18 protein-coding genes are annotated in these 18,887 nt (G+C 43.1%); 8 read left to right on the top strand and 10 right to left on the bottom strand.

Annotated features, from left to right (window positions below; all coding sequences use genetic code 11):
- Positions 1-26: 26 nt before the first annotated feature.
- The 4 genes from rpsI to mrdA form a co-directional block, all read right to left on the bottom strand.
- Complete coding sequence (gene rpsI, locus AAEY87_RS03430; protein ID WP_068034814.1) at positions 27-413, bottom strand: 30S ribosomal protein S9; 387 nt, start codon at positions 411-413, stop codon at positions 27-29.
- A gap of 10 nt (positions 414-423) precedes the next feature.
- Positions 424-852, bottom strand: coding sequence for a 50S ribosomal protein L13 (rplM, locus tag AAEY87_RS03425; protein ID WP_068034815.1), 429 nt, complete (start codon positions 850-852; stop codon positions 424-426).
- Positions 853-1,063: 211 nt separating this feature from the next.
- A complete protein-coding gene (gene rsmD / locus AAEY87_RS03420; protein WP_068034816.1) occupies positions 1,064-1,750 on the bottom strand; it encodes a 16S rRNA (guanine(966)-N(2))-methyltransferase RsmD in 687 nt (228 codons plus the stop codon).
- 12 nt (positions 1,751-1,762) lie between these two features.
- Positions 1,763-3,754, bottom strand: a complete 1,992-nt coding sequence (gene mrdA / locus AAEY87_RS03415; protein ID WP_350655955.1) for a penicillin-binding protein 2 — start codon at positions 3,752-3,754, stop codon at positions 1,763-1,765.
- A gap of 587 nt (positions 3,755-4,341) precedes the next feature.
- Here mrdA and AAEY87_RS03410 point away from each other — a divergent pair.
- The 6 genes from AAEY87_RS03410 to adk all read left to right on the top strand — a co-directional run bounded on the left by AAEY87_RS03410 (position 4,342) and on the right by adk (position 11,364).
- Positions 4,342-5,676 carry a DUF445 domain-containing protein gene (locus AAEY87_RS03410; protein ID WP_350655954.1) on the top strand — a complete coding sequence of 445 codons (1,335 nt, stop codon included), beginning with the start codon at positions 4,342-4,344 and terminating at the stop codon, positions 5,674-5,676.
- A gap of 324 nt (positions 5,677-6,000) precedes the next feature.
- Entirely contained in the window at positions 6,001-8,016 is a 2,016-nt protein-coding gene (locus tag AAEY87_RS03405; protein ID WP_350655953.1) for a heme lyase CcmF/NrfE family subunit, read from the top strand.
- A gap of 1 nt (position 8,017) precedes the next feature.
- On the top strand, positions 8,018-8,677 hold the full coding sequence (locus AAEY87_RS03400) for a DsbE family thiol:disulfide interchange protein (protein WP_082785627.1): 660 nt from the start codon (positions 8,018-8,020) through the stop codon (positions 8,675-8,677).
- 68 nt (positions 8,678-8,745) lie between these two features.
- Positions 8,746-9,231 (top strand): cytochrome c-type biogenesis protein, encoded by a 486-nt coding sequence (locus tag AAEY87_RS03395; RefSeq protein WP_440455122.1) that lies wholly within the window; start codon positions 8,746-8,748, stop codon positions 9,229-9,231.
- Positions 9,228-10,508 carry a c-type cytochrome biogenesis protein CcmI gene (ccmI, locus tag AAEY87_RS03390; protein ID WP_350655952.1) on the top strand — a complete coding sequence of 427 codons (1,281 nt, stop codon included), beginning with the start codon at positions 9,228-9,230 and terminating at the stop codon, positions 10,506-10,508. Before AAEY87_RS03395 ends, ccmI begins: the two co-directional genes overlap by 4 nt.
- Positions 10,509-10,707: 199 nt before the next feature.
- Positions 10,708-11,364, top strand: a complete 657-nt coding sequence (gene adk / locus AAEY87_RS03385) for an adenylate kinase (protein WP_350655951.1) — start codon at positions 10,708-10,710, stop codon at positions 11,362-11,364.
- A 227-nt stretch (positions 11,365-11,591) separates the two neighbouring features.
- Here adk and secB read toward each other — a convergent pair whose 3' ends face one another.
- The 4 genes from secB to rsgA form a co-directional block, all read right to left on the bottom strand.
- On the bottom strand, positions 11,592-12,044 hold the full coding sequence (gene secB / locus AAEY87_RS03380; protein WP_068034823.1) for a protein-export chaperone SecB: 453 nt from the start codon (positions 12,042-12,044) through the stop codon (positions 11,592-11,594).
- 185 nt (positions 12,045-12,229) lie between these two features.
- Positions 12,230-12,493, bottom strand: a complete 264-nt coding sequence (gene grxC, locus AAEY87_RS03375; RefSeq protein WP_068034824.1) for a glutaredoxin 3 — start codon at positions 12,491-12,493, stop codon at positions 12,230-12,232.
- Between the two features lie 258 nt (positions 12,494-12,751).
- Positions 12,752-13,207, bottom strand: coding sequence for a rhodanese-like domain-containing protein (locus tag AAEY87_RS03370; RefSeq protein WP_068034825.1), 456 nt, complete (start codon positions 13,205-13,207; stop codon positions 12,752-12,754).
- A gap of 137 nt (positions 13,208-13,344) precedes the next feature.
- Positions 13,345-14,448: a ribosome small subunit-dependent GTPase A gene (rsgA, locus tag AAEY87_RS03365; protein WP_068034826.1), complete on the bottom strand. Its 1,104-nt coding sequence runs from the start codon at positions 14,446-14,448 to the stop codon at positions 13,345-13,347.
- A 226-nt stretch (positions 14,449-14,674) separates the two neighbouring features.
- On the opposite strand from rsgA, the gene orn reads away from it, so the two are divergent.
- Positions 14,675-15,262, top strand: coding sequence for an oligoribonuclease (orn, locus tag AAEY87_RS03360; RefSeq protein ID WP_068034827.1), 588 nt, complete (start codon positions 14,675-14,677; stop codon positions 15,260-15,262).
- 88 nt (positions 15,263-15,350) lie between these two features.
- Here the strand turns inward: orn and AAEY87_RS03355 are convergent, their stop codons facing one another.
- On the bottom strand, positions 15,351-16,190 hold the full coding sequence (locus AAEY87_RS03355) for a UDP-2,3-diacylglucosamine diphosphatase (protein ID WP_350655950.1): 840 nt from the start codon (positions 16,188-16,190) through the stop codon (positions 15,351-15,353).
- A 103-nt stretch (positions 16,191-16,293) separates the two neighbouring features.
- Entirely contained in the window at positions 16,294-16,809 is a 516-nt protein-coding gene (locus tag AAEY87_RS03350) for a peptidylprolyl isomerase (protein WP_068034829.1), read from the bottom strand.
- Between the two features lie 264 nt (positions 16,810-17,073).
- Between AAEY87_RS03350 and AAEY87_RS03345 the strand changes: the two genes are divergently transcribed.
- Positions 17,074-18,813 (top strand): glutamine--tRNA ligase/YqeY domain fusion protein, encoded by a 1,740-nt coding sequence (locus AAEY87_RS03345; RefSeq protein WP_350655949.1) that lies wholly within the window; start codon positions 17,074-17,076, stop codon positions 18,811-18,813.
- Positions 18,814-18,887 lie beyond the last annotated feature (74 nt).

Below are 18,887 nucleotides of genomic sequence, written 5' to 3'. Positions count from 1 at the left end.
AGCAAGAAAATAAGAGATAGCTTTGATTAACGTTTTGAGAATTGTGGACGTTTACGTGCTTTACGTAGGCCCAATTTCTTACGTTCAACTTGACGTGAATCACGAGTAACAAAGCCAGCTGCTTTTAGCGCAGGCTTGTTAGTATCGTCAAGCTCGATTAGTGCACGAGTGATACCGTGGCGAATAGCGCCCGCTTGACCACTAATACCACCACCTTTAACAGTAATAAAAAAATCATATGCGTTAGAAGAATCAAGTAGCTCTAATGGCTGACGAACAACCATACGTGAAGTTTCACGGCTAAAATATTCATCAAGTGGCTTGCCGTTAACGACAATGCTACCAGTACCTTTCGCTAAAAAGACACGAGCAGTAGACGTCTTGCGGCGACCAGTTCCGTAATTGCGTTCCATAAGTGACTCCTTAGATGTCTAGTTCTTTAGGTTGCTGTGCAGTATGTGGATGTTCAGTACCTGCATATAGCTTTAGCTTCTTAATCATCGCATAGCCAAGAGGACCTTTTGGAAGCATACCCTTAACTGCTTTGTGTAGAACATCTTCAGGCTTATGTGCAATCAGCTTTGTAAAGTTGGTTTCTTTAATACCGCCTGGGTAGCCACTGTGACGATAATACTTTTTATCTTGTGCTTTTTTACCCGTTACCGCGATTTTTTCTGCGTTGATGACAACAATAAAGTCACCAGTATCTACGTGCGGAGTATAAGAAGTCTTATGCTTGCCACGTAAGCGAGTAGCAATTTGAGTGGCTAAGCGACCAAGGGTTTTGCCGTCAGCATCTACGACATACCAGTCATGGGTCACTTCAGCTGGTTTTGCACTAAGTGTTTTCATGATAAAACCTTAAAATTAGAATTCGTTGAGAGTTTAGCTGGGAACGGGGCTCTCAAAAAACAGACTGCACATTATAAGCAGTAGCGCCTACGCTTGCAAGCTGCATTGGGGTTTATTTTCGCCTTATATACATTAAACTGCAGCGTTGGCCAGTTTTTTAGCGGTTTTAAACATTTGTAAAATTTGTTAATCGTTTTTATTAACCAGACAATTATGACGATGATAGACGATAAAGTCCAGCGACAACTTGTCCGACTTTGGTCTGCTTGAGACATTCAAACCTTTTTAAGCCTTGCATTGCAGGTAATAAGCTAAGAGACTCGATCAATTCAGCTAATTGTTTATTTAAATCTTTATCAGCTTCTAAATAAATCAGCGTTTCTGTCGTAATTAATAACTGTTCAATTAAGGCAGTTAAAATGGGTTGCCATAAATCCTTTGCATAGGGTGGGTCAATAAAAACGATATCGAACGGATGCTTGAAATTACTATTCTGAGATAAGACCTGCTCAGCGTTACCGTGAAAAACTTGATAGCTATCAGTATCGATGTTCAACTGCTGCGCGCTTTGCAGTAGCATTTGGTATTGGGCTTGATTGGTTTCAATGAAGGTGCAATGCGCCGCGCCGCGAGATAACGCCTCAAAGCCCAACACCCCGCTACCTGCACAGCTATCTAGTACACGTGCGCCATGCATGTCGGCAAGTAGCCAGTTAAACAGCGTCTCCCGCAAGCGATCTGGGGTCGGTCGCAAGCCATCAGCATCGATAAAATTTATGCTACGACGTTTAAACTGCCCGCCGATAATACGCACATTACCAGCAGAAACTGGTTTTTTATGAGTCGCATTACGCTTGGTGCTACGCGATGCTGATGCTTTTGTCGTTGTTTTTTTCATAATTGTTATTCTTTATTCGGTCGCTGTAGTGGTTGCTGCTTCCGCTTCTGTCTGTTCTTTTAATTTTTCTGCCCGTGCTTGTTCTTGGTCGCGGATGGCATCACGAGCGGCTTTGTCCAATGCCTTTTGGCGTTTAATAGCTTTTAACTCATCAGGAGTTGGTGGCAAGATGGGGTCGCTTTTGCGCTGTAATACCCAATAATCGAATAGAGCACGTCCGATGGGAGCCGCTACTGCGCTACCGCCGCCACCATTTTCAACCAATACAGCGAGAGCGATTTGTGGGTCTTCAACAGGGGCAAAACCATTAAACCAAGCATGATCCCAATGGCGCTTGTCTATCGCAGATTTATCGTAGCGTTTACCTTGAGCGATAGATTTAACCTGTGCCGTACCAGTCTTGCCAGCGATACGGTAGCGCGGCGTGTAAATACCGCGAGCAGTACCAGATTTGACCGTTTCTTCCATCGCATCATGCATACGCGTCCAGTCAGAGGGCTTGCCATTATAATCAATTTTACCATCGGGCTTGGTAATGACGTTGACCTCTGCTGCACCATCACTGTCTTTTAACAAATGCGGCGTTATGTGATTGCCCTTGTTAGCTGTCATAGCGGTCGCATTTGCAATCTGTAGTGGTGTGACTAGAAAGTAGCCTTGCCCAATACTGACAGAGATAGTCTCACCTGGTAGCCAGCCTTTATCGTAGGTGTCTTTTTTCCACTTCGGTGAGGGCATAATGCCAGACTTCTCATTGGGCAAATCAATTCCCGTCTCTTCACCAAAACCAAAGCGCACCATCCAATCATGTAAACGCTGGATACCCATCTCATAAGCGAGTTTATAATAATAAGTATCGACTGACATGACGATAGATTTCTTTAAATCTACCGAGCCATGACCGCCACGTTTCCAATCACGAAAACGATGCGAGTCACCAGGTAAGCTAAAATAACCGGGATCATAGATAGTCGTATTCCAATCTCGCAATCCATAGTGTAGCGCACCTAAACCTTCAAATGGTTTAATGGTAGAGGCAGGTGGGTACATACCTTGTAGAGCGCGATTATAGAGGGGCTGATCAAGATCATCTTGTAGCGCCCCATAATCTTTAAAGGAAATGCCAGAAATAAAAGGGTTGGGGTCGTAACTTGGATTACTCACGAATGCGAGTACGTCACCGTTTTCTGGATCTATCGCTACAATGGCACCGCGGCGACCGTCAAGCTGCTGCTGGGCGATCGTTTGTAAGCCATAATCTAAGCTCAAGGTAATATCGTTACCAGAAACTGGCGGCTTGGTATCTAATTGACGCAGAATATTACCATGGACATCGGTTTCTACCGATTGGTAGCCCGGTTGGCCAAGCAAGATATCTTCATAAAAGTCTTCAATACCAATTTTGCCTATAAGGTCAGTGCCAGCATAACGATCTTTATCGATACGCTTAGTTTCTTTGTCGTTGATACGCCCAACATAGCCGATAACGTGTGCGAATAGCTCATCGTAGGGGTAGGAGCGGGTCAGTTTACTCTGAATGGTAACGCCACGGAAAAACGGTTTACGCTCACTAAACTGTGCCAGTTGCTTATCTGTTAAATCAATCTTGACGGTCACCGGATCATTTTTGCTTTTACTCAACCGCGCCAAAATATCAGTAATATCAGTATCCGTTAAGTCAAAAATAGGGGCAAGCAAGTTTAAAGTACGCTCTGGGTCTTCTACTTCATCGGGGCTGAGCATGGCAGTGAATACAGGCTGATTGTCAGCGAGCAAAATACCATTACGATCATAGATATAGCCACGGCTTGGCGGTGCAGATATGAGCTTGATACGATTATTGTCTGCCTGAGTCTTGTATTTGTCATGCGCATACACTTGCAGGTATCCATAACGCAGTAATAACACACACATACCCAAAAAAATTAACAAACCAAAAATGAGAATACGGCGCGTAAAAATGCGGTTAACATTTTCGGCATCTGGGATAAGCGATTTATTCATGTAAAGTTAGTACCAGTGAGCGCAGTGGATAAAGAAGGAATTACTTTAATAAAGAGAATAATATTACCAGTCATTAGGTCAAGTGCCAGTCATATAAAAATTATAAAACCAACAATTTCAATTACATAGTGTAGGTGGTCTGACAATAATTAAGCATAAGTTGGAGTATATATTGACGTTGTCACTATTGGACAAATTATAACAGAATGAAATAAGTTACGCTGAATTTGCCAACTTATTTCTTATGTGCTTCTTACATGCTAGTGACAGCATTGCTCATAGGCCATTGTATGCATTCGATAATTGGTATCAGACACAAATTGGACAGATGATATTGTCATCTCTAGTCACAACTTGACTAGGGTGGATATGTGCTAATAAATGGCAAGTATGCTAAAATCAGGCGATTTATTTTATAGTGTTTAATTGTCATTAAAGCGCTATTTTTATCAGGATCTGTTGCACATTCAAATGTGGTACTGGCAGTCCTAATACTTGAATGTGTAACAGACCCTAAGCGTTTCTTAATAACTCTAACAAAAAACAACAGATTAACGATAATCGTTACGTCAGAGGTAAAAAGAGTCATGGTCGCAACCTCAATATGGCAGACGCTCGCTGAGCATCCAGAATTTTTTGCCATGCTGACCATTCCACCAGTGACCGCATTTGTCACATGGTTGCATGTATGGATGGCATTGAAAATGCTGTTTTACCCCATTAAGTTTTGGGGTATTCGCATACCTAATTTCCCTTTTTTTGGGTTACCTGGAATTGGCTGGCAAGGTATTGTCCCACGTAAAGCTGGCAAGATATCTGGGGTTATCGTTGATCAGACGCTCTCAAAGCTTGGCTCACTAGACGAGTTTGTTCAAGCGATGGAACCTGAGCAAATGGCTGTTTTTATTACTGATACAGTGGATAAAAATATTGAGCCGCTCATCGACGAGATTATGCTCGAGCATTCAGGGGCGCTATGGGGCAACCTGCCTTATGCTCTAAAGCGCCGTATTTATGCCCAAGCGCATCAAGAGCTACCAGAGATTATGCAATCGTTGGTGACTGATCTGACTTACCATGTCGAAGATTTGGTCGATATGCGTCAGATGATTGTCAATAAGATGGAAAGCGATCGACGTTTAATGGTCAATATGTTCCTAAAAGTTGGCCAACGTGAGATCAACTTTATTTGGCATATCAGTGCTTTGATCGGGTTGATTTTTGGCATTATTCAGATGTTTATTTTCTTAGTTGTACCGCAGCATTGGACGGTACCGTTTTTCGCGGCTGTTTGGGGCTTACTGACTAACTGGATTGCAATTTGGATGGTGTTTAATCCAGTAGAGCCGCATTTTATTCCTTATATGAAGGTTTTTGAACGTTGTGCTGGTTTTCCGTTTATTAAGCCAAGGCTGCCACATATCGCTCAGTTCCGTTTCCAAGGCGGCTTTATGAAGCGTCAAGAAGAAGTGTCTGAGGTTTTCGCTGAGATTGTTGTTACTGATTTAGTGACTCTAGAGAACATTATGAATGAGATGATGTATGGTGATCGTGCTGCGCTAACGCGTGAGTTGATGAAGTCGCATCTTTATCAAGTGTTAGAGTCGCCAGTGGTCAGAACGACCTTGCGTATGGGGCTGGGTCGCCGTGAATATGGTCAATTAAAGAATACGATCATTGATAAGTCGATTACTGCTACCATGGTACCGTTACGAGATCCTGAACTTAATGAGAGTCGTGCCAGTAAAATATTCGGTCTGTTTCGCGATCGTATCAGAGCCTTGTCACCTTATGAGTTTCAAAACTTATTACGTCCAGCGTTTCGTGAAGATGAGATGACACTAATTGTATTAGGCGGCTTGACTGGATTTTTGGCAGGTTGGTTACACCTTGTTTTGGTGTTCTTTCCGGCTGTGCAATAGCAGATAACTTCACAATAAGAGAAAAATAATAAAAAAGACATCAAGAGAAAATAGGTTTTACAACGATAGACTTAGACGAACATAAGACATAAACGAACATGAAAAGAAAACAGCATTAAGTTATAAAACAGTATTAAGTTATATAGTCAATCCAAGATAATGTCGTTACAAGGAAGCTGAGCGCAAGCCATACATTGCTATGGTTAGCGAGGTTACCGTTGTAGCGATTTTTAATGGGCAGGCTATAGGTGCTTTTAAACCAATAAAAAGCCCAATCCGCCACAGTAAACTATGACCGTATTAGGGTAAACAGGGTTAGATTGTATGTTAATCACAGAATTGGGTTATTTTGCCTTACTGGCCGCCTTTGTGTTGGCTATTTTACAGGTAGTATTACCAACTATTGGCGTTATGCGCAACCAAGTCGCTTGGCAGCGTCTGGCCCCAAGTTTGGCTTGGGCGCAGTTTGCCGCGATGATAGTATCGTTTTCAGCATTGATGGCAGGCTTTTATTACAATGATTTTAGCCTTGTCTATGTCGCGCAGCACTCCAACACTTTGTTGCCTTGGTATTACAAATTATCGGCAACTTGGGGCGGGCATGAAGGGTCTCTACTGCTATGGATGACCATCATGGCGACATGGTGCGCGCTAGTATCTTACTTTAGCCGCGGCTTGCCGTTATCGATGCGAGCACGAGTATTAGTCATCTTGGCAGCGGTACAGATGATGATGCTAGCGATGTTGATTTTTACCTCATCGCCATTTAATCGTACCTTACCGAACATACCGGTTGATGGTGCAGATTTAAATCCTGTGCTGCAAGATTTTGGTCTGATTATTCATCCGCCTATGCTGTATATGGGCTATGTGGGCATGGTCGTGCCGTTTGCCTTTTGTATGGCAGCATTGTGGGAAGGGCGCTTGGATGCGGTCTGGACACGTTGGTCACGTCCGTGGGCACTAGCTGCTTGGGGGTTTTTAACCATCGGTATCGCCTTAGGCTCATGGTGGGCTTATTATGAGCTTGGCTGGGGCGGTTGGTGGTTTTGGGATCCAGTAGAGAACGCATCATTGATGCCGTGGCTCGCTGGTACTGCGCTGCTACATTCGTTAGCGGTTACTGAAAAGCGCGGTGTATTCAAAGCATGGACGATCATGCTAGCGATTTTCGCTTTTGCGCTGAGTTTACTAGGAACGTTTTTGGTACGGTCAGGGGTCATTACTTCGGTGCATTCGTTCGCCGCCGATCCGACACGTGGTTTAGTCATTCTAGTCATCCTTGGCATTATCGTGGGTGGTGGTCTATTAATGTTTGCGGTACGTGGTTGGCGATTGACGGTTGAGAGTCAATATCAGCTGATTTCACGTGAGTCATTTTTGGTTATCAATAACGCCATTATTTTAATTGCCACATTAGTCGTGCTGCTTGGTACTCTTTATCCGATCATTGCAGACGCTTTCAATTTAGGTCAGGTATCAGTCGGCCCTCCTTACTTTAATGCATTATTTGTACCTCTGACTTGGTTGCTACTAGTCGCAATGGGTATGGGCTCTAATATTCGCTGGAAAAAAGACAAGCGTCCATTGTTGGGCGTCGGTATGGTCATCGCAGTCAGCAGCCTAGTATTAGCAGCGATTATTGCTTATTTCGTCCATCCATCATCTATGCTTAACATCGGCGTAACCCTAGCTGTAAGCTTTTGGGTACTACTATGGATGATTATTGATTTTAGAGATAAGACTAAGAACGCACCAAATATGATGAATGGTCTACGTCAATTACGTCTTAGCTATTGGGGCCAGCAAACTGCTCATATTGGGGTTTTAATCGCAGTAATTGGGGTTGCCTTTACCAGTAGCTTAAGTATCGAGCGTGATGTGGCATTAGGGCCAAATGATACCGTCAACGTCCAAGGTTATGATTTTACCGTGAGAGACTTCCGTGAGGTCAAAGGCAGTAACTTTGATGCTATTCAAGCGGAGGTTGAGATAACTAAAGACGGACGCGCTGTCACGACTTTATATCCTGAAAAACGTACCTATATCATTAGTATGATGCCGATGACTGAAGCGGCCATTGATGCCAGTCTCATGCGCGATTTATATGTAGCGCTTGGTGAGCCGATCGCTGAAGATAGTAATCAATGGGCTGTACGTATCTACGTGAAACCTTTGATTCGCTGGATATGGCTAGGTTCGATTATCATGGCTTTAGGTGCGCTGATTAGCATGTTTGATAAACGCTATCGCATCAAAAAGACCAAAGCGCCGCATCAGGTTACTGATGATACTGTAGCTAGTACGGCGACACCTGTTGCAACGCTTGGGGAGAAGTAAGATGAATGAATCAGACAACACCACTAATCCCAATAAGCAGAATGACAATGAACGCCGTCATAAAACTATTAAAAAAAAGCAATTAAAAGTATGGTTTCTGATTCCACTTATCGTGTTTTTAGGACTGATGGTAATGCTTTATATGCGTTTAGGTAAGCCTACCGATATCGTAGCGAATATGGCTCTTGAGCGTCCTGTTCCTACTTTTGAGCTGCCATTATTAGCAGATACTAGCCGCATTATGACCAATGATAATTTACCTGATGAGCCGTTTTTGATGAACATTTGGGGCTCTTGGTGTCCAACTTGTATCATTGAGCATCCGTTTCTTATGCAGCTAGAGGAGCGTGGTGTTAATTTGGTAGGTATTAATTATAAAGATGATATTGGTGATGCATTCAGCTATTTGAACCGAGGTGGCGATCCTTTTTCAATGTCTATTCAAGATCTGTCAGGTCAGTTTGCTTTAGACTTAGGTCTGACAGGCGCACCTGAAACTTTTACAGTCGATGGGGACGGCATCATCCGTCAGCATATCATTGGTGAAGTTAATGAAGCCAATTGGCAAGAACGCATTAAGCCTTGTTTGACAGTACTCAATGAGGCTAACAAAAATGGTAATCGTCCAGATCCAAGTCAGGTTGGGGAGGCATGCAAATGAAGGCTGCTCAGATAAGAACCGCTACAGTGTTAAGGCTAGTAAGCTTTGTACTGGCATGTCTACTCAGCATGACCGCTTATGCGGCAATCGATGTTTATGACTTTGACTCAGTGCAGCAAGAAGCTCAGTATCGTGGTCTCATCGAGGAGCTGCGTTGCCCTAAATGTCAAAACCAGAACCTTGCAGGGTCTGATGCACCTATTGCGCAGGACTTAAAGCAAAAAGTTTACGATTCTGTTAAAGATGGGCGCAGTGATGCTGAAATACGCAGCTATATGCAAGAGCGTTACGGTGATTTTATTACCTATAAGCCACCTGTACGTCCGTCAACATGGATATTATGGTTTTTTCCGCCACTATTATTGATCGTTTTGATTACTGGCTGGTTTTGGCAGAGTAAACGTCGACAGCTGGTAGCAAGTGGTGATAGCGGTACGATAGTCGATAGTACTGTCGCTGCTTTAACCCCTGCAGAAAAGGCTGAACTGGATCGTCTATTATCACGTACTAATAGCACTGATTATGACATCACAAGCACAGAGGACAAAAAATGACCGTATTTTCTACTGCTGGCTTATTTATTGCCCTAAGCTTACTCATCGCATTGATACTTGCTGTCATCGTTATTACACCATGGCTACGCGCTACGCGCATAAAAAATAAGCCCGTAGATAACCAACTATTAGATATTAACGTGGCAGTATTCCGTGAACGTTTAGCGGAGCTTAAAACCGACAAAGACAGCGGCACCATTGATGATAACCATTACCAAAACCAAAAGCTTGAGCTTGAGCGCCAGCTATTAGATGCCCAGCGTGAAGCAGCTCCGATGGTGAACCCTGGTATCAAAAGCCGTTTAATAATTACTATCTGGGTACCCGTATTGGCAGCGATGGCGTATTTATTGATTAGCGATCGCACACCAGTATTTGAGCTATGGCAAGCAGAAGATAAAGTTGGCCAAGTAGCTGACGACTTATTGACTGGTAAGATTGATCAGCCACCAGAGTGGGCTATTGAAGATGGCCGTCAGCTGATTGCGGCTATGCAGACCAACGTCCATCGTCATGCTGATGACCCTAATCGCTGGATGCGCTTGTCAGAGCTGTTTTTATCGCTTGAAGTGACTGACTCTGCATTAGAAGCTTTATCTAGGGCATATCGTCTATCTCCTGATAATGAAGAGATTGCGACCACTTATGCGCAGATTAGCTTTTTTGCGAACGAAGGCCAGCTAGATGCTACTAGTCGTCGCGTACTACAAGATGTATTAGCCAACAACCCACAGCATGAGGGCGCACAGATGCTGATGGCAATGGGTGAAGCACGTGCTAGTAACTTTGAGCAGGCAGAAGGCTGGATTCAGAGATTACGTGCTAGTATTGCTGCCAAGCCGGGTGATCATACAAAAGCGTTGACCAGCCTAGATGAGCTAAGTGCCAATGTGAAAGCACAGCAGCAACAAGCGGCTGAGGGTGTTAATGTAACGGTGAAGGTCAATTCTAGCTTATTACCATTAGTCAAAGGCGATGACGTACTATTTGTTGCCATTCGTGATGTTAATGGCGGCCCACCATTTGCAGCCAAGCGTTTGCCTATTAGTGTGATTCAGCAAGGTGAGGCCAGTATTAGCTTAAGTGATCTTGATGCTATGATGCCTGAGCGGACGATACAATCGGCACGTGCGGCAAAAACTCAACTGGCTGTTATTGCTCGTATTAGCCATAGTGGTAATGCAAGTGCAGAGTCAGGGGACTTATCTGGCAACCCAGTCGTGATTAGTGCCGATCAAAAACAAGTTAACGTTGAAATAAATCAGCAGATACCGTAACTTTTGAAAAGCCTCATGACATAAGCGCTGTAGCGTATTGCTGCAGCGTGCAATTGCGTTACATGAACAGATAAGTCATATCTACAGGCGACACTAGTACTAAAAATACTTGAGCTTTATAAAGCCACAAGGTAAGGTATATCCGGCATTCACGCAATTAACCAATCCCCAAATCCCATCCATCAAGGAGAGACGTATTATGATGCGTATTATTTTGCTAGGTCCACCTGGCGCCGGTAAAGGCACTCAAGCACAGTTTATCTCTAAAGAATTTGATATCCCGCAAATCTCGACTGGCGATATGCTACGTGCAGCGATTAAAGAAGGTAGCGAGCTTGGTAAACAAGCTGAAGGCATTATGAATGCAGGTGGACTGGTCTCTGATGATCTTATCATCAACCTAGTAAAAGAGCGTATCTCTAAGCCTGATTGTGCTAATGGCTGCATTCTTGATGGTTTCCCGCGTACCATTCCCCAAGCTCAAGCGCTTGCAGACGCTGATGTTGCCATCGATCATGTAGTTGAGATCAGTGTACCTGATGATGAGATCGTAAAGCGCCTATCTGGTCGTCGCCAGCATCCAGGTTCAGGCCGTGTATATCATGTCGATCATAATCCACCGAAGCAAAATGGTATCGACGATGTGACCGGTGAAGCACTTATCCAACGTGAAGATGACAAAGAATCTACTATTCGTGAGCGCCTTGCAACTTATCATCAGCAGACGTCAACCTTGGTTGGTTTTTATCAAGATAAAGCCAAAGAGGGCGAGAATGCGCCTAAATATGACAAGTTCGATGGCACGCAAGCTATTGATGATGTTAAGCAGCAGATATTGTCAGCGTTAAAAGGTTAATTCGTTTTACGGATATTCTGTATACTGAATTATACTAACGAAGACCCTGCTTATTGGCAGGGTTTTTTAATGTCTTGTAGTAGATATAAATAGTAGCTATAAAAATCCAACTACAATAAATAATGTCATTAGAAAAATGATAGGAATTTATTAAAAGCAATACATAAAAAAGCCATCTACCTAAGTTAGGAGATGGCTTTTTTAAAATATAAACTTTATTTTAAAGTTTAAGCATTACCTTCAGCATCAATTTGCGCTTGCTGTTGGCTCTGTGCATATGCTTGGTCAAAGTTGACTGGAGCAAGCAGTAATTGCGGGAAGCTACCACGAGTCACGATGTCGCTGATGACTTCACGAGCGTAAGGGAACAAAACGTTAGGGCAATAAGCACCTAAAATTTGCCCGATTTGATCTTCAGGAATATTTTTTAGTAAGAAAATACCAGCTTGATGAACTTCAGCAATAAAAGCAGGTTCTTCAGCATTTTTAGCGGTAACGCTCACAGTCAAGATTACTTGATAATGATCGTCATCTAGCTTTTCGGCATTGCTTGATAGGTTAATATCAAGCTCAGGGTTCCACTCTTTGGTGAATACGCCAGCGCCCGGCACTTCAAGTGACATGTCTTTTACGTAGATACGTTCTAGTGCTAATTGTGGTTGTGCTTGTTCTTCAGCCATGATAATTCCTCAAATAAGTAATGCAATGTGTCGTTGATGCCCTGGTAGCAATGTTAAGTTGCAATCTACATTATTACAAGCTAGTGTGGAAATGACAATAGCCAGCTATCGCTTGGTCAATATCATATTTATATTAACCAGAGCCAGCCAATGCCACTATTCTGTAAGCTGCTTAATGTAGCAGATTAACCGGCTAATAGCTCGTCAAGCTTGCCTTGCTGGTTCATTTGATTGAGCTCGTCAAAACCACCAACGAAAGTATCACCGACGAAAATTTGTGGCACAGTGCGATAGTTATTGGTTTTTTGCATCAATGCGCGGCGCTCATCGCTACTCATATCATGCATACCAATTTCTTCATACTCAATGCCTTTATTTTTTAGTAATTGTTTAGCGTTTGAGCAGTAAGGGCAGATAGGCGTAGTATAAACTTTAACTGAGGCAGTCATAAGATATCCTTAATTGACTTTATGTCGTGTAGTTTGTCTATTATCCTGATTTAGATAGGTTAATGACTAGTGTGTATTTGATTATGCTCATTATAAAGTGGGGATGAGGGTGATAAATTCAAGCCAGCTCGCTGCAAAAGGTTATATAAGTTCTTAAGTGACTTGTTATCACTTGAGGGTTGTCCATAAAAAAAGACACAACTGAGAGTCATGTCTTTTTATTAATAATGCATTTTATTAAGGCGTGTTGATGTAGAACTATTTGTGCAAGCTAGGTTTCGCTTTGCCCTTGTTCTTAGGCTTAGCATCTTTTAATCCTACTAATGGCATGCCCGCACCTTGCCAGCCACCAACACCGCCTTCTAGACGATAAACACTGTCTTTACCAATCATCTGAATAGCCGCGCCTGCTTGTACACCCATATCACAAATGATAATCACAGGCTGTTCAATTGCACGAATTTCATCTAAATGATCTTTGAGCTCTGTAAAAGGGATGTTACGACTGCCTTGGATATAGCCGGTGGTAAACTTCTTTTTGGCGCGAATATCGATAAGCTGCGCGTTTTGAGAGTTGACCATCATGCCGAGGGTATTGGGCGACACTTTTTTGCCGCTACGTTTATTTTCAATGGCAAAGAACAGTACGGCAAGTACTGCTAAGATACCAAATAAAAACGGGTGGTTGCCCACAAATTCAAGCGCACGATCCAAACCAAACCTCCAAAAAATTAGTGTTCCACTAAACTGCGAATACAGCCCAGTATTACCGAACAAGGCGCTATTATACCGATTAGGACATCCATAGTAAACGTGCGATAGCTAACCTAAGTTTTAATAGTAAGCAATACCTAGTAAGGCTTGGTATCAGCCTCTATTCGTAACGTGATGAGGTTTTCAACACGGCGCTGCAGTACTTCACCGTCAGCAACGGCTCTCCATAACGCACAGCCTTTACTGTTATGAGTATGACGACAATCACGGAATTGGCAATCACCAGCCAGTGGCGCAAGTTCAACGAAGCCTGAAATCACATCATCAGGGGTCAAATGCCAAATACCATATTCACGAATACCAGGGGTATCGACAATACCGCCTTGGGTAAGATCATCTGGATTAAATGGCAATAGGCGGCTGGTCGTCGTGGTATGCTGACCAAGTTTTGAGTTTTCAGAAATAATATTTACGCTCTGTGCCGATTCTGGTAGCAGGGCGTTAATTAAGCTACTTTTACCGACACCAGACTGACCCGCAAAGATAACCAGTTTTTTATCTATGTAACGCTTTAACTCGCCAAGCCCTTGCTGCTCAGTACTATCGGCGATATTCTCAGGACAGTCGACCGAAGTAAGTACGCTTTCATAACCAAGAGCAGCATACTGTACGAGCAAGTCATTGGTGTCTGCATAACTCTCTTGTACCAACAAATCCGCCTTATTCAATACTAATAAGGGCTTCACGCCAGCATGATGGCAAACGACCAAATAGCGATCGATGAGTGTCGGCGCAGCAGCAGGTAGCGGCGCAAATACAATGGCCAAAATATCGACATTGGCTGCAACAGGCTTAAGCTTATGGTAACGATCTGGACGCGAGACAAGAGAAGTGCGTGGTTGTACGGACTCAATACGACCAAAGCCAGTATTGGGATCGGCACTCCAGCGCACGTGATCACCAGTTGATAGCATTGGCAAGTTAGTGCGCACATGACAACGCCATATATCCCCTAAAGCAAGCGTTTGCCAAAATGGCTCAGGGTCATCGGGTGCGACTTCAGGCTGCACTGGTATGTCGGCTGGCAAGCTGGTCACCTGTACCTCTAATTGCTTGCCATAATGCGCCATGACCACGCCATCCATCAAGCTATCATCTATGCTGTCTTGACTTGCCAGCTGTTGTTTGTCAATGCGACGAATCTGTTGTTTAGTCAGCTTGCGTTGCCGGATTAATGCCATGGGTTTTGAACCTATTAAAAAATATCTCTAAGTGTAGCGTGAAAATTTGCTAACATACAGCCTAAAGCGCCTGTACCAGACAGTGGTTTTGTAATGTTTTGGTTTTTTTAGACATTATGAATGACTAAGCGCAAAAAAATTATTTAAGCATGACCATTTATATGTCATTTATTTAGTTAACATTGCTCCAAAGTTGTTTCAAACTTTATTGACCATAGGACAAAATATGAGTACCGATGACCATCCCAATAAGATTAGAATCAGAAACCAAGGCAAAAAAGGGCTGGTATGGATTGATCTAGAAATGACCGGACTTGATACTTTAAACGATGAGATTATCGAGATTGCTACTGTCGTTACTGATGAAGATTTAAATGTCCTTGCCGAAGGGCCAGTGTTTGCTATCAAAGTATCGGATCAAACATTAAATAAAATGGATGACTGGAATACCAAGCAACATGGCCAGTCAGGATTGGTTGATCGTGTACGCCGTAGCACAGTGACATTGGCAGAGGCCGAAGCTGAGACTATTAAGTTTTTGAACAAGTGGGTCGATAGTGGCAAATCACCAATGTGTGGCAACTCAATTTGCCAAGATCGCCGTTTTATGGCGCGTCAAATGCCTGAACTGGAAAAGTTCTTCCATTATCGCAATCTTGATGTCTCGTCGATTAAAGAGCTATGCTTCCGCTGGCGCCCTGATATCTTAAAGAACTTTGAAAAAGGTGGCAGTCACTTAGCGTTAGACGATATTCGCGATTCTATTCGTGAGCTAAAGCATTATCGTCAGCATTTCTTTAAATTAATCCCTTAGAATCAAGTGATTTTAGATAGTCAAAAAAAGGGTCTGTTATTTTAACAGACCCTTTTTTTATCGTAAATAAGAGACGTTCACATAGATATCATGAAATTAGAAATTTAAATTCAATCAAGTTAAATTTAGCATTATCTGAGTTTTCATCTGTGGTTACTGCGCCAATCACCGCGCTGACTTTTGGCTGGCGTGTATCGCCATCTAGCAGTCGCCAGTCACCCAGCACGTAGCGTTTTTTATTACTGGTCGCTTGATGAATATCTGGACGGTGAGTATGACCATGTAGTAAAGCATCGCTATCAGCCACTGCATGTATCACTGCATCTTTATTGACATCCATGATGTAAGCAGCTTTATTGGCATTATTCTGCTGGCTTTTTTTGCGCATTTTATCTGCGATAGCCAAGCGTTTTTCTAATGATTTATTCAGCAAGTACCACTGGGTTAACCGATTGCGCATGATTTTGCGAAAAAACTGATATTTCTTATCATCAACGCATAACGCATCGCCGTGTTCTAAGCGATAATTCTGCTTTCCAACGGTTAAAGTGTATGGCTCATAAATAAGCTCACCACCGAATAAATTGCAAAATGGCTGACCTAATAAGAAATCACGATTGCCATGCATAATCAAAATCTCACAGCCAGCTACCCGTAGTTTTTTTAATTTAACGATAAGCGGGGTGAGCCAATGGGTTTTGCACTCATCTTCTGATAACGATAAGTAAACGTCATCACCTAGCCATACTTCAAACCAATCGCCTAGGATAAATAAGCACTTTAGCGCGGGCAGGGCAAGACAATCATCAAGCAGCGCCAAAAAAGCCTGCACTAAGGCAGGCTCTTCAGGCGATAAATGCAAATCGCTAATCAATACTTGCCGCACCTCATGAGGGCGGGTGGTAATTAGATGGTCAAAACTTTGCATTTATCCTTATCCTCGTGAATTACTAAGAAGTATCTTTTGATAAGTGCTTACTGAGTGATTTTTCTCAAATAACAGTTATCTACTAAACACTACTGAGTAACAATTACTTAGTAATGATGGTCGCTGAGTTGATAACCACTGGCTCTTTTGGCACATCAGCATGCATGCCGAAACGACCAGTTGGTACGCCGCGCATCTTTTCAATCACGTCCATACCGCTGGTTACTTTACCAAATACCGTGTAACCCCAACCTTGCATATTTTTGCCAGAGTGGTTTAGAAAGTCGTTATCTTTTACGTTGACGAAAAACTGGCTGGTTGCTGAATGCGGATCTTGCGTACGTGCCATCGCAATCGTACCTTTATCGTTCTTTAAACCATTATCTGCTTCGTTTTCAACGGGTGCATTGGTCGCTTTTTCATTCATCTCAGCGTCCATTCCACCGCCTTGAATCATAAAGCCGTCAATGATGCGATGGAAAATCGTGCCGTCATAATGACCAGATTTTACATAGTTTAAAAAGTTTTCTACCGTTTTAGGTGCTTTTTCTTCATTGAGTTCGATAACGATCGCACCCATACTGGTGTCAAGTTCTACTACTGGTGGCATGTCTACCATGTGATATTCCTTTTTGATTGCAGCGCCTTAATTAGCACTGTCGTGAGTGATTGATAAAAAGTCATGGCTAGTCTAACGGCTTTTTTATCTCGTGTCATGTATCAGGCTGTTAATGCGTTTATGAAACCTGATAGAATAACGCAACTTTAACTTTTTATTATAATTTTTGATAACCTATTTTTTTTTAATGGTTTGGTTTGAATTTTCCATGATGCGTGATGGCACGTAGAATGAAATGACAATTTGCGTTAGGAGCAATGCCCGATGAGTGAGCACTCAAGCAACAATGCACAAAAAGACGAACAAAAAAACGATTTTATTCGTAATATCATTCGTGATGATGTCAATGCGCAAAAATACCCACAAATTGTGACACGCTTTCCGCCTGAGCCAAATGGTTACTTGCATCTTGGTCATGTCAAATCCATTTGCCTAAACTTTGGCGTGGCCAAAGAGTTTGGCGGTGTGTGTAACTTGCGTTTTGATGACACCAACCCAACCGCAGAAAAGCAAGATTTCATTGATAACATCGAGAACGATGTCAGATGGCTTGGATTTGAGTGGGCAGGGGACGCGCACCATGCGTCAGGTTACTTCGACCAATTACATGCGTGGGCTGTGCAGTTGATTGAGCAGGGTGATGCCTATGTAGACTTACAGTCGCCTGAACAGATTAAAGAAAACCGTGGCTCATTTAATGAAGCTGGCACGCCATCACCACATCGTGATGCCAGTGTTGAAGAAAACCTAAAACTCTTTAATGATATGAAAGAGGGCAAGTTTGCTGAGGGTAAAGCGGTTTTGCGTGCCAAGATTGATATGGCAAGCCCAAATATGAACATGCGCGACCCTGTTATTTACCGCGTCATGCATCAAGCGCATCATCAAACGGGTGATAAATGGTGTATCTATCCCATGTATGATTTTGCCCATCCGCTTTCTGATGCACTCGAAGGTATTACCCATTCATTATGTACGCTGGAGTTTGAAGATCACCGTCCATTTTATGATTGGGCGGTTGAAAAAGTTGGTTTTGACGTACCACCGCATCAGTACGAGTTTAGCCGCCTAAATGTTGATCACACTATGACCAGTAAGCGTAAGCTTAAGCAGTTGGTGGATGAAGGTATTGTCAGTGGTTGGGATGATCCGCGTATGCCGACTATCGCTGGCATGCGTCGTCGTGGTTATACGCCAGAGGGCTTACGTGACTTCTGTGAACGTGTTGGCGTGACTAAAGTGGACAGTGTTGTTGATTTTCGTTTATTAGAATTTAGCATTCGTCAATCATTGGAAACCACCACTGCACGTGGTATGGCAGTGCTAAAGCCATTAAAAGTGACCATTACTAACTTTGCGGAAGCAGTTAGTAGTTGGGAAGCGCAAAAAGCTGATAGTGTCAATGCGCGCTTTGACGATGCTTCGCAAACTTTATGGCTCACGCAGCCAAATCACCCTAACGTCGATATGGGTGAGCGTGAAATTCCGTTTACTGAAACTTTGTATATCGATCAAGGCGATTACGAGATTGAACCGCCAGCAGGCTATAAGCGCTTATCACCAGAAAAGCCAGAAATTCGTCTGCGCAATACTTATGTATTGGCAGTGACCGAGCATATTACTGATGATAGTGGCAACGTCGTTGAGCTAAAAGCAACGATTGATCCGGCAACGCTAGGCAACAACCCTGAAGGTCGTAAGGTTAAGGGTGTGATTCATTGGGTATCGGCCAGCCAAGGCGTTCCAGCAACGGTACGCATGTATGAGCAGTTATTTAGTGTCGAAGACCCAAGTAGCGTCGCTGATGTACATCAAGTATTGAATCCGGACTCGTTGACTGAACTTAATGCGGTAGTTGAGCCATCATTGGCTAATGCTGAAGCTGGTACGCGTTTCCAGTTTGAGCGTGAAGGTTACTTTATCGCGGATAGCGAAGAACATACTAGTGATAAGCCTATATTTAATCAAATCGTCAGCTTACGTGATAGTTATAAACCGGCTTAGTTACTGTCTGCCAAACTCTTGAAGGTACAATGCTCAGATTAGAGTTACCAGCTAATATTGAGCAATTGCATCGC

It is taken from the genome of Psychrobacter sp. S1-30-MNA-CIBAN-0213 (genome assembly GCF_040309845.1).
Lineage (GTDB): Bacteria > Pseudomonadota > Gammaproteobacteria > Pseudomonadales > Moraxellaceae > Psychrobacter.
This window is presented reverse-complemented; position numbering and strand designations above follow the sequence as displayed.